This window comes from Gluconobacter sp. Dm-74 (genome assembly GCF_018256135.1).
Classification (GTDB): domain Bacteria; phylum Pseudomonadota; class Alphaproteobacteria; order Acetobacterales; family Acetobacteraceae; genus Gluconobacter; species Gluconobacter cadivus.
The window spans coordinates 290,682-302,629 of sequence record NZ_JAERLX010000002.1; the positions used below are offsets into that span (position 1 = coordinate 290,682).

The following is an 11,948-nucleotide window of genomic DNA, read 5'->3' on the forward strand; positions in this document are numbered from 1 at the left end:
GTTACTTCTCTCAGACGCGCAGCAGATGGACATCGACAAGCGGACGTTTCTGGAGCTTGCGCCCCAGAGCACGACGCAGGGCCGTTTTGGCCGCATCGCGGAAAGCGGCATCGTCCTGACGCAGTTCGTCCGGAATCTGGTCGATGGAGTCGGCAAACTCTTCCTGAATCCGGATGCTTTCAGGGTCATCGGATTCCAGCAGACCCGGCGCACTAATCTTGGGCTCACCAATGACATAACCTTCGTCATCGACGGCAAAACTCGCCAGAACGATGCCGTTGAACAGCATCTTGCGACGCGCTGCGAGGACACCGCCCGTCATCGGCAGCAGACGGCCGCCATCCAGTGCCAGACGGCCCGTCGGTGCCGTGTCGACAACCTTCACCTCACCCGGGGACAGATTCAGGATATCGCCGTCTTCCAACAGAATCGGCTCGGAACCCATTTCATGCGCCAGCGCAGCATGAGCCGTCAGGTGACGCCATTCGCCGTGGGTCGGAATGCTGTATTTTGGACGGACGATCCGATAGAGCGTGCGAATGTCTTCGCTGGTCGCATGGCCGGACGTGTGAACCTTGGCATCCTTGTCAGTCAGGACCGTCACACCACGGCGCGACAGATTGTCCTGCACAGCCATGACGGCCTGTTCGTTGCCCGGGATCATCCGCGAGCTGTAAATCACCGTATCGCCCTCGCCGAGGGCAATGTTCGGATGCGTGTCCGAAGCAATTCGGGACAAGGCCGAGCGCGGCTCGCCCTGACTGCCCGTGATAATCATCAGCAGGCTGTCATCATCCACGTCCCGGGCATCCTGCTCGGTCAGGAACGGGGGCAGGTCCTGAAAATAACCGCATTCACGTGCGGCCGTCTCAAGGTTACGCAGCGAGCGCCCGACGATCATGACCACACGCCCCGACGCCTGAGCTGCCTTGGCGATGCTCTCGACGCGCGCCACGTTACTGGCAAAGCAGGTCACGGCGATGCGGCCTTCCAGCCCCATGATCAGATCCGTCAGGCCCTTACGCACATCTGCTTCGGACTCGGACTTGCCCGGCTTGAGCACATTGGTGCTGTCGCCGACCATGGCCAGAACGCCTTCGTCGCCCAGCTTGCCGAACGTCTCAAGATCCGTCACCGGGCCAACCAGCGGGTTCTCGTCCAGCTTCCAGTCGCCGGTATGCACGATCAGGCCGTGCGGTGTCCGAAGTGCCACGGCCTGAGCCTCGGCGACGGAATGCGTGACGGACACAAACTGAAGATCGAACGGTCCAACTTCAAAACGCGAAGCCGGACGAATGACATGGATCTTCACCTGATTGTTCAGATGCGCTTCCTGCAATTTGCGCCGCAGAACAGCCGCCGCAAACGGCGTTGCATAAACCGGGCAGCGCAGATACGGCCACAGATGCGCCACGGCACCCAGATGGTCTTCATGCGCGTGCGTAATCACCAGACCGCACAGGTCCCGAGCGCGATCCGCGATGAAGGTCGGGTCCGGCATCAGCACTTCGGCTTCGGGTGTGTCGTTGCCCGAAAATCCGATGCCGCAATCGATGGCAAGCCAGGTGTCGCGACCATTCTTTGTCAGGCAGTAGAGATTGAAATTCATGCCGATCTCGCCCGTCCCGCCCAAGGGCAGGAAAGACAGACCGTCCGGTTTTTCCGTCATGATGGTTCCTTGCAGATACGATATAAAATTAAAACGTGAGTCATTGCCCAACGCCCTGCGGGCGCTCAGGGGAATAAGAAAGCGGCGGACCCGTGTTGCGGTCCGCCAGAAGGCGCAGGCCATCCAGCGTCAGATCGGGCGCCAGCACATCAAAAAGCGGCGTTCCCTCAGAGAACAGTGGAGCCAGACCGCCTGTTGCGATCACTGTTGGCTTTGCGTCCATTTCATCGGAAATACGACGGATCAGTCCCTCGACGAGGCCGACATAGCCCCAGAACAGACCGGAGCGCATCGCAACACTCGTATTGCGGCCAATCGCCGTGGAAGGACGGCCAATGCTCATGCGGGGCAATCGTGCGGCGGCCCGGTGTAGCGCGTCGATCGACAGGTTCACACCCGGAGCAATCGCCCCCCCACAGAACTGACCCGCCGTGTTGACCACATCGAATGTCGTCGCGGTACCGAAATCAACAACGATCAGGGGTGTGCCATAAAATTCACGGCCTGCCAGACCATTCAGACGCCGGTCCGCACCCAGTTCGTTCGGATTGTCCACAAGAACATCAATGCCCCAGTCCAGCCTTGCATTGGCGACAAGAGGCACGACATCCAGCCATTCACGACAGAAACGGCGCAGTTCATACAGCGCAACAGGAACCACGGTCCCGATAATGGCGCGACTGATCTTTGTCGCATCCAGACCGCGCCGGTCAAAAAGCGTCAGAAGCCAGGCAGCATATTCATCCGCCGTCCGTGCTTCGTTCGTCGAGATTCGCCATTGCCCGAGCCACGACTCTCCGTTGTGTACAGCGAACACGATGTTGGTGTTTCCAGCATCAATGACGAGAAGCACGTTGCGGTCCGGTCCTTCAGTCCAGCAGGATATCGCCGGTTACAACCGGAATGGTTTCACCGTTGGGAAGGGTGAGCAGCAGGCGTCCCTGCGCATCGAGCCCTGAAAACGAACCTGTAATATAGGTTTCACAACCCTGAACCGCAAGCCGCGACCCAACGGGGTGTGCGCGGGCCAGCCAGGCAGCCCGGATCGGTGCAAAGCCCTGCACCGCCAGAATGTTGGTCCAACGCTCGATCTGCGCGACCAGAATTTCGCCAAATGCCTTTGCGGATGGGGCAGCCGTTTTTTCGGAAAGCGCGGCGAGACGGCGACCGGGGATCTCGGGAGCCTGCGTCAGATTGGCGCCGATTCCCACGACAACCCACGGCCTGCCCTGTGGTCCGCCCGTCTCGATCAGGACACCAGCCATCTTCCGGCCATCCAACAGCAGATCATTGGGCCACTTCACCATGAAAGGCGTCGGCCCCACAGCGGCAGGACAGAAATGCGCGGCCGTCTCGTAAAGAGCCACTGCAGTGAGGAATGGAAGAGCTTCTATGAACGGCATAGGCTCAGCAGGCCGGAACAGGAGAGAGATCGCAAGGTTTCCCCCCGGATCAGTCCAAGTTCGTCCGCGCGTACCACGGCCTGATGTCTGGGAAAAAGCTTGAATAGCCAGATATTCGGGCTCGCCAGCCTCAGCTCTGATTTTGCACAGATCGGAAGTGGAGCCGAGCGTTTCATGGTATTCGAAACGCCAGTTCATGGCTGCATTGTATTCATAATGGTGGGCGATGACGGGATTGAACCGCCGACCCTCTCGGTGTAAACGAGACGCTCTACCGCTGAGCTAATCGCCCTCAGAATGTTTGTGAAGTCTATATACACGGTTCCGGATGGCGGTAAAGCCACCCGAAACCGTTTTGTGAGCTTTCTCAGCTCACGGCGTCCTTCAGACCCTTGCCCGGCTTGAAGCGGACAGAGGTGGATGCCGGAATGTCGATCTCTTCGCCCGTACGCGGGTTACGGCCCTTGGCGGCCTTACGCGTTGCGGTCACGAAGCTGCCGAAGCCGACGAGACGGACTTCCTGCTTCTTGGCAAGCGTCGCTTCGATCGTGCTGAACACCGCATCGACAACTTCGCTGGCCTTTGCCTTCGGAAGATCGGCAGCGTCTGCAACGGCGGCGATCAGTTCCTGCTTGTTGAGGGGCTTCTCCATGATGTGCCTTTCTGGTGTTAGAGCGCCTGAGCCGGGCTCAAATGAGTCCCTTCTGGCTCAGGCGCCTTGTTCGATCTGCGGCCGCACTATGAAGCGGATTTTTCCGGCGTCAACTGCCAGAATCGCAGAAGATCGTCCGTGTTAGTGGGGAAGTGCCTGTGGAGCCGCTTTATCCACCGTTATTTCACTGATGGGATCAACATTTTCATCCCATTCAATGGCTTCCGGCATACGAGTCAGCGCAATCTTAAGCACTTCGTCCACATGGCTCACGGGAATGATCTTGAGTGCGTGACGGACATTGTCCGGCACCTCCGCCAGATCCTTCTCGTTATCCTTGGGAATCAGGACCGTCTTGATCCCTGCCCGCAGGGCGGCCAGCAGCTTCTCCTTAAGCCCCCCGATCTCCAGAACCCTGCCCCTGAGGGTGATCTCACCCGTCATGGCCACATCCCTGCGGATGGGGATCTGCGTCATGATGCTCACCAGAGACGTCGCAAGCGCAATACCAGCGGACGGACCGTCCTTGGGCGTTGCCCCTTCTGGAAGATGGATATGGATATCCCTCTTCTCGAACAGAGGCGGCCGGATTCCGAATTCCTGAGCCCGCGAACGGACATAGGAGAGCGCAGCAGAAATACTTTCCTGCATAACTTCGCCAAGCTTGCCGGTCTGCTTGACGTTCCCCTTGCCGGGAACCATCACGCTTTCGATCGTCAGGATCTCGCCGCCAACCTGCGTCCAGGCCAGACCTGTCACGACGCCAACCATATCCTCCGTCTCGGTCTCACCATGACGGAAACGACGGACGCCAGCATATTTCTCGAGGTTTTTTGGCGTGATCTCGACATGCTTGACGCCGGTCGTGATGATTTCCTTAACCGTCTTGCGCGCCAGCTTGGCAAGTTCGCGCTCAAGGTTTCGCACACCTGCTTCCCGGGTATAGGCCCGGATAAGTTCGCGGATCGTATCATCCGTGACTGTCCACTCATCCGGCTTGAGATTATGTGCCTCAGCCTGCTTGCCCAGAAGATGACGGCGCGCAATCTGCACTTTCTCATCTTCTGTATAGCCAGAGAGGTTAATGATCTCCATGCGATCCAGCAGCGGCTGGGGCATGTTCAGACTGTTGGCCGTCGTGACAAACATCACATCCGACAAATCATAATCCACTTCAAGATAATGATCTGCAAACGTGGCGTTCTGTTCCGGATCCAGTACCTCAAGCAGCGCCGAAGACGGATCACCGCGCCAATCAGCACCCAGCTTGTCGATCTCATCGAGAAGAAACAGCGGATTGGACGTCCGGGCCTTCTTCATGCCCTGAATGATCTTGCCCGGCATGGAGCCGATATAGGTCCGCCGGTGGCCACGGATTTCGGATTCATCCCGAACGCCACCCAGTGACATACGGATGTAGTTCCGGCCGGTTGCTTTGGCGATGGAACGCGCCAGAGAGGTCTTGCCCACACCCGGAGGTCCGACAAGGCACAGGATCGGTCCTTTGAGCTTCTGCGAACGCGTCTGCACAGCCAGATATTCGAGAATACGTTCCTTGACCTTTTCCAGACCGTAATGCTCAGCTTCGAGCACGTCTTCGGCATGCTGGAACTCGCGCGTGATCTTCGAGCGCTTCTTCCAGGGAATGCCCAGCAGCCAGTCCAGATAGTTGCGGACCACCGTGCTCTCGGCCGACATCGGGCTCATGCCACGCAGCTTCTTCAGCTCGGCATGAGCCTTTTCCTTGGCCTCCCGGCTCAGGCGGGTCTTGTTGATCTTCTCTTCAAGCTCGGAGTTTTCGTCCTTGCCATCCTCGCCCTCGCCGAGTTCCTTCTGGATCGCCTTAAGCTGCTCGTTCAGGTAATATTCGCGCTGGGTCTTTTCCATCTGCCGCTTCACGCGGTTCCGGATGCGCTTCTCGACCTGAAGAACGCCAATTTCCGTTTCGATATGCGCGAACACCTGCTCGAGACGTCGTGCTGGAGACGCCGTTTCCAGAATGTCCTGTTTCTCGGAAATCTTGAGGTTCAGGTGGCTCGCAATCGTGTCGGCCAGCTTTGAAATACCCTCGATCTGGTTGATCGAGACCATGACCTCAGGCGGAATTTTCTTGTTGAGCTTGATATACTGCTCGAACTGCGAAACCGTTGAGCGGCTCAGCGCCTCGATTTCGCTTCCCGGAGCCGCATCCACGGCTTCCTCGGGAATTTCCTCGATTTCCGCTTCGAAATGTCCGTCCACATCGAACAAACGCGTGATATGCACACGACGCGTCCCCTCGACCAGAACCTTCACGGTCCCATCCGGCAGCTTCAGCAACTGCAGAATGGTCGAGACCGTACCATAACGGTAAATGTCATCGACCGAAGGATCGTCCAGAGAGACATCCTTCTGCGCTACAAGCAGGATCTGCTTGCTCTCACGCGTCACGGTTTCCAGCGCCTTCACCGACTTTTCACGCCCGACAAAGAGCGGCACAATCATGTGGGGAAAGACCACGATATTGCGCAATGGCAGAACGGCCATCACATCGTGACGCACAGGCTCCTCAACGGCTTCCACAACAGCGGGTGCGGCAGCCTTGCGAGGCTTGCGAACGGCTTTCTTGGGCGCCGTTACGGGTGTTTCGGCAACAACCACGTCATCCGTTTTTTTTGTCCGGCGACGGGTCTTCGGCTTGGTATCGTCAGTCATTCACTTGATCTCCAGAGGGACGATCTTGCGATACCAACCTGCTTTGCAGCGTCGGTATCGCATCTCTTTCATGCCTGTGAGGCATGAATTGGGACAACCTCAGTCAGTTATGTCGAAACCCGAAGGCTCCGGCACAAGAGCCGAAACCATTTTTACGCAGACTGTTCGGCGGGCTCGGACTTACCTTTCCCATAAACATACACGGGCTGAGCCTTGCTTTCAGCCACTTCGCGGTTGATGACGACTTCCTCCACCCCTTCAAGGCCGGGAAGATCGAACATCGTGCCAAGCAGGATGTTTTCCAGAATCGAGCGTAGTCCACGCGCACCGGTTTTACGCTCAATGGCACGCTTGGCGATGGCTGCCAGTGCGTCATCCGTGAAGGTCAGCTTGACGCCTTCCATTTCGAACAGACGACCGTACTGCTTCACCAGAGCGTTCTTAGGCTTGCTCAGGATCTGGATCAGCGCGGCTTCATCCAGATCATTTAACGCAGCAATGACCGGCAGACGGCCGATAAATTCGGGGATAAGGCCGAATTTCAGCAGATCTTCCGGCTCGACGCTCTGAAGGATGGCTCCCAGACGCCGTTCGTCCTCGGAACGCACATCCGCGCCGAACCCGATCCCCGAACCCTTGCCGCGGGCCGAGATGATCTTGTCCAGACCGGAGAACGCTCCACCGCAGATGAAGAGCATATTGGTCGTATCGACCTGCAGGAACTCCTGCTGCGGATGCTTGCGACCACCCTGCGGCGGCACGGAAGCGACTGTGCCTTCCATGAGCTTCAGAAGCGCCTGCTGCACGCCCTCGCCCGACACGTCACGCGTGATGGAAGGATTGTCGGACTTGCGGGAAATCTTGTCGATTTCGTCGATATAGACGATGCCACGCTGCGCCCTGTCCACATTGTAATCGGCGGACTGGAGCAGTTTGAGAATGATGTTTTCCACGTCCTCGCCGACGTAACCGGCTTCGGTCAGGGTCGTGGCGTCGGCCATCGTGAAAGGAACGTCGAGAATACGGGCCAGAGTCTGGGCGAGCAGGGTCTTGCCCGAACCCGTCGGACCAATCAGCAGGATATTCGACTTGGCAATCTCGACATCGGTGCTCTTCGCGGCGTGGGCGAGGCGCTTGTAGTGGTTGTGAACAGCCACAGAGAGCGCGCGCTTGGCCTCGAACTGTCCGATCACATAATCGTCAAGAACCTTGCAGATTTCCTTGGGCGTCGGAACGCCGTCACGCGACTTCACGAGATGGGTCTTGTGCTCTTCACGGATGATATCCATGCACAGCTCGACACATTCATCGCAGATGAAGACCGTGGGACCCGCGATCAGCTTACGGACTTCGTGCTGGGATTTCCCACAGAACGAGCAATACAGGGTGTTCTTGGAATCGCCGGATTTGTTGCTCACTGCTGCTTCCTTTCCCTTACGCACGACATGGCCGCATTCACGCAGCAGACATGCGAAAGAACTTTAACTTTAGGCCGAGGTCAAAGCCTTCGGCAACCCCGGAGCCTGAAAGCCCCAAGACACGAAAAGCGGCACATCGGAATGCCGCTTTTCAGTTCCAAGAGGAGAACTGCTCCCCGTACTGGAAACGCCTTAACTCGGGTCTGCTGTCGTCTCATGCGGATTACGCTCAACGACCTTATCGATCAGGCCGAATTCGCGAGCTTCATGCGCCGAGAGGTAGCTATCACGTTCGAGCTTCTGTTCGATCTGTTCCAGCGTCTGACCGGTATGCTCGCGATAAATCTCATTCAGCCGCTGACGGATGATGAGAATTTCGCGGGCCTGAATCTCGATGTCCGAAGCCTGTCCCTGCGCACCGCCGGACGGCTGATGAACCATCACGCGCGCATTCGGAAGGGCGTAACGATGCCCCTTCTCACCACCTGCAAGCAGCAGCGACCCCATGGATGCGGCCTGGCCGATGCAGACCGTGCTAACCGGGCAGCGGATGTACTGCATGGTGTCATAGATCGCGAGACCGGCGGAAACGACGCCGCCCGGGCTGTTGATATAAAACGAGATTTCCTTGGTAGGATTGACGCTCTCAAGATAGAGAAGCTGCGCGCAGATCAGGGAGGAGACCTGATCGTAAACGGGTCCGGTCAGGAAAATGATGCGCTCCTGAAGGAGACGCGAAAAGATGTCAAAAGCGCGCTCTCCGCGGGCAGTCTGCTCGACCACCATCGGCACCAGAGAGTTGCTCAACACCTCGAGGGGATCACGATCCCGAATGGCCATGCTGTCTGTTCCTCAATGCCCGATGGGCTTTCTTCTACTCCCTAACATGGACCCGACATGGCGTTCCGTCAAAGGGAGCAGGCAGGAAAAAACGGGCACCCCGAAGAGTGCCCGCTGGTTCCCACGCCGAAAGATCAGAGTTCGGCGGGCGGGATTTCTGCCAGTTCTTCCGGCGTCACGTCCTTGTCGGTGACGTCGGCCAGCTCGATCAGGTAATCGACGACCTTGTTTTCCAGAATCGGGCCACGGAGCCCTTCAACGGCCTGTGGGTTCTTGGAGAAGAACTCGAAAACCATCTGTTCCTGACCCGGATAACGCTGGGCTTCCTGCTGCATCGCACCCAGAAGCTCTTCACGGGAAACCTGGATTTCCTGCTTGCGGCCGATTTCAGCCAGCAGCAGACCCAGCTTCACGCGACGCTCGGCAATACGACGGTAGTCGGCCTTGAGGGTCTCTTCGTCCTTACCAGCATCTTCTTCGTCCAGACGACCGGCCTTGCGGTCTTCCTCGACGCGGGCCCAGATCTGGTTGAACTCGGCGTCAACCATGCTGGACGGCGCTTCGAAGTCCGTCTTCTCGGACAGGGCATCCAGAAGATCGCGCTTGATGCGCAGACGCGAGAGCTGCTGGTATTCGCCTTCAGCCTGCTCGGTGATGATCTTGCGGATCTGTTCGAGGTTCTCGAAACCGATCGTCTTGGCAAGCTCGTCGTCGATGGCCGGATCAACGGCCTTCTTCAGGGACTTCGCCTTGATGTCGAAGGTCACGGCCTTGCCGGCCAGTTCTTCGGCCTGATAGTCGGCGGGGAACGTCACGTTGATGACGCGCTCTTCGCCAGCCTTCATGCCTTCCATCTGCTCGGCGAAGCCGGGGATGAAGCCTTCGCCGCCGATTTCAACGTTCACGTCGTCAGCCGTGCCACCGTCGAACGGCGTCCCGTCCAGCTTGCCCACAAAGTCAACGCAGACGACATCGCCCTGAGCGGCTGCGCGGTCTTCTTCGATCGTCTCGAACTTGCGGCTGCGACGGGCAACGTCGTTCAGGGCCTTCTCAACGGTCTCTTCGCTGACCTTGGCGCCAAGGCGCGTCAGCTTCAGGCCGGACAGGTCGGGAACTTCGATTTCCGGGAGAACTTCGGTCTCAACCTTGAATTCGAGATCCTTGCCGTCTTCGATGGCGGAAACCACTTCGACCTTCGGCTGCATCGCCGGGCGGACGTTCTGCTCTGCGAACAGCTTGGTCGTGGCGTCGTTGACAACTTCTTCCAGCAGTTCCGCATTCACGGAATCGCTGTAACGCTGCTTGACGAGGGATGCCGGCACCTTGCCCGGACGGAAACCAGGCAGCTTGATCGTCTTGGCGACTTCAGCGAGTCGTGCATCGCGACGGGCCTGCAGGTCAGCAGACGGGACAACGACGGTGAAGGCGCGCTTAAGTCCTTCGTTGAGCGTGGGCGTAACCTGCATGAGCCAGGCGATCCTCTCGGTCGGTAGGTTGATCAAATCTCTTTCTCGGGAAGCCGGGTTGGTGCGGGCGGAGGGACTTGAACCCCCACGACTTGCGCCACCAGAACCTAAATCTGGCGTGTCTACCAATTTCACCACGCCCGCAGCGCTCGGCTTCCTGGCTCGTGTTACCGAACCTCGGAAGCGCGGCCTTTAGCGCATGAAACGCGACTTCACAACAGGGAGCGGACCGCCTTTTTGCGCCCGGCCTCCTGCGCAAGGCGTGTGGCGATGGCACGGGCCGCACCAAGAGGCTGGTCAAGATCTTCTGCCACAGGCCAGCCGCCATGGGCTTTCCCGGCCTCAATTCCGGCTTCCCCATGCAGCCAGACGCCTGCACAACAGCCTTCCCAGACGTCCATTCCCGCAGCGAGCAATGCAGCGATCACACCCGTCAGCGTATCTCCCGACCCTGCGGTCGCAAGAGCGGAAGACGCATGATTATTGATGGCGACCCGTCCGTCAGGAGCCGCGATAATGGTATCCGGCCCTTTCATGACAACGACGGCATTGAGACGTTTTGCTGCCATGCGCGCCGCATCGAGGCGACTTTCTTCGACAGGCCCGAACAGTTTGCGAAACTCGCCGATATGAGGCGTAATGGCCGCAACACCTTCCAGACGGGACAGATCCTGAGCGCCCCAAGCCAGCGCCCCGGCATCGGCGATCACCGTACGACCGGCCTCCAGAAGTTGCGGCAAGCTTGCTGCCACTTCATTTTCGGTCAGGCCGGGCCCGCAAATCCACACTTTACGCCGAACGTCTTCCAGTAGTTCGGCAAGCGGCTCGGCGTCCACAACCAGACCGGGGTCACCGAGTCGGTAGGCTGGCGCGCCCTCGCCCGCCGCAATCCTGACCAACCCCGCGCCGCTTCGTCGGGCCGCTGCCGCTGCAAGACGGGTCGCGCCCGGCATCTGGGCCCCACCACACAGACTGACGACCCCGCGACGATATTTGTAATCGCCCTCACCCGAGACGGGCAGGCTCCACAAACCAGGCTCGTTATGCTGCACGGTCGGTTCAATTCCCTCCCAGGCAAGCTCAGGCATCCCGATATCGGCGCAGATCACCTCACCACACAGACCAGCGCCCGGTTGCAGGACGTGACCGGGACGCGGGCGTACAAAGGTCACGGTGAGGAGGCAGTCGCGCGCCCGACCCAGAATTTCACCCGACGCCCCCGAAACGCCGCTGGGCACATCAACCGCCACGACCTGACGAGCGGCGGCCAGTACGGAAGCGATCTCGTCCGAAACCGGTCGTTTCAGTCCGGAACCGAAGACCGCATCCACCACCAGATCCGCCCGCTCCATTTCTTCAACCGAAAATGAAACCGTAAGGCCCGTCCATCGCGCAGCCATTTCCGCCGCCGGTGTTCCTGCCTTGGGGCTGGAGAGCACAGCCACACGGACCGGCCAGCCCTGACGCGCAAGATGACGCGCAACGACATAACCATCGCCGCCATTATTGCCCGGCCCGCAAGCGACGGTGACACGACAGGGCGAAAAGCGGTTCTGGATCACGCGGGCAACAGCCCATCCGGCATTTTCCATCAGAAGCGTAGAAGGCAAAATGGTGGCCGCCGCCCGATCCATCCGGTCACTTTCGTCTGGAAGAAGCAGTGCAAAAGGGTGTCGGGACATATCGGGACAATCTCCTAGCGAACTCGGAACGCAAAGACCGAACCACATTTTGCGCCGCGCGGTTTACGATGACACTTTTGCAATCACTCTGGCGCAGAGAGGGCTGCGTCGGGTATTCAGGGGA

General features: G+C 58.8%; 9 protein-coding genes and 2 tRNA genes. All 11 read right to left on the minus strand.

What is annotated here, in order from left to right; translation table 11 throughout:
• Window positions 1-10: 10 nt before the first annotated feature.
• Complete coding sequence (locus JK208_RS04515; protein ID WP_062029683.1) at window positions 11-1,669, minus strand: ribonuclease J; 1,659 nt, start codon at window positions 1,667-1,669, stop codon at window positions 11-13.
• Between the two features lie 40 nt (window positions 1,670-1,709).
• Complete coding sequence (locus tag JK208_RS04520) at window positions 1,710-2,522, minus strand: type III pantothenate kinase (protein WP_211574501.1); 813 nt, start codon at window positions 2,520-2,522, stop codon at window positions 1,710-1,712.
• 16 nt (window positions 2,523-2,538) lie between these two features.
• A complete protein-coding gene (locus JK208_RS04525) occupies window positions 2,539-3,270 on the minus strand; it encodes a biotin--[acetyl-CoA-carboxylase] ligase (protein WP_211574502.1) in 732 nt (243 codons plus the stop codon).
• A gap of 19 nt (window positions 3,271-3,289) precedes the next feature.
• Window positions 3,290-3,364 (minus strand) — tRNA-Val (locus tag JK208_RS04530).
• Between the two features lie 75 nt (window positions 3,365-3,439).
• Window positions 3,440-3,724: an HU family DNA-binding protein gene (locus tag JK208_RS04535; RefSeq protein ID WP_011251684.1), complete on the minus strand. Its 285-nt coding sequence runs from the start codon at window positions 3,722-3,724 to the stop codon at window positions 3,440-3,442.
• 141 nt (window positions 3,725-3,865) lie between these two features.
• On the minus strand, window positions 3,866-6,418 hold the full coding sequence (gene lon / locus JK208_RS04540) for an endopeptidase La (RefSeq protein ID WP_211574503.1): 2,553 nt from the start codon (window positions 6,416-6,418) through the stop codon (window positions 3,866-3,868).
• Between the two features lie 152 nt (window positions 6,419-6,570).
• Entirely contained in the window at window positions 6,571-7,836 is a 1,266-nt protein-coding gene (gene clpX, locus JK208_RS04545; protein ID WP_194267759.1) for an ATP-dependent Clp protease ATP-binding subunit ClpX, read from the minus strand.
• Between the two features lie 192 nt (window positions 7,837-8,028).
• Window positions 8,029-8,676: an ATP-dependent Clp protease proteolytic subunit gene (locus tag JK208_RS04550; protein ID WP_062029672.1), complete on the minus strand. Its 648-nt coding sequence runs from the start codon at window positions 8,674-8,676 to the stop codon at window positions 8,029-8,031.
• 134 nt (window positions 8,677-8,810) lie between these two features.
• Entirely contained in the window at window positions 8,811-10,142 is a 1,332-nt protein-coding gene (tig, locus tag JK208_RS04555; protein ID WP_211574504.1) for a trigger factor, read from the minus strand.
• A gap of 59 nt (window positions 10,143-10,201) precedes the next feature.
• Window positions 10,202-10,286, minus strand: a tRNA-Leu gene (locus JK208_RS04560).
• A 68-nt stretch (window positions 10,287-10,354) separates the two neighbouring features.
• Window positions 10,355-11,824: an NAD(P)H-hydrate dehydratase gene (locus JK208_RS04565; RefSeq protein WP_211574505.1), complete on the minus strand. Its 1,470-nt coding sequence runs from the start codon at window positions 11,822-11,824 to the stop codon at window positions 10,355-10,357.
• Window positions 11,825-11,948: the final 124 nt, after the last annotated feature.

Excerpts from the sequence above, each read along its gene's own strand:
- JK208_RS04550 (WP_062029672.1), bottom strand. The coding sequence starts at position 8,676 with ATGGCCATTCGGGATCGTGATCCCCTCGAGGTGTTGAGCAACTCTCTG.
- tig (WP_211574504.1), bottom strand. The coding sequence starts at position 10,142 with ATGCAGGTTACGCCCACGCTCAACGAAGGACTTAAGCGCGCCTTCACC.
- JK208_RS04515 (WP_062029683.1), bottom strand. The coding sequence starts at position 1,669 with ATGACGGAAAAACCGGACGGTCTGTCTTTCCTGCCCTTGGGCGGGACG.
- JK208_RS04565 (WP_211574505.1), bottom strand. The coding sequence starts at position 11,824 with ATGTCCCGACACCCTTTTGCACTGCTTCTTCCAGACGAAAGTGACCGG.
- lon (WP_211574503.1), bottom strand. The coding sequence starts at position 6,418 with ATGACTGACGATACCAAGCCGAAGACCCGTCGCCGGACAAAAAAAACG.
- JK208_RS04525 (WP_211574502.1), bottom strand. The coding sequence starts at position 3,270 with ATGAACTGGCGTTTCGAATACCATGAAACGCTCGGCTCCACTTCCGAT.
- JK208_RS04535 (WP_011251684.1), bottom strand. The coding sequence starts at position 3,724 with ATGGAGAAGCCCCTCAACAAGCAGGAACTGATCGCCGCCGTTGCAGAC.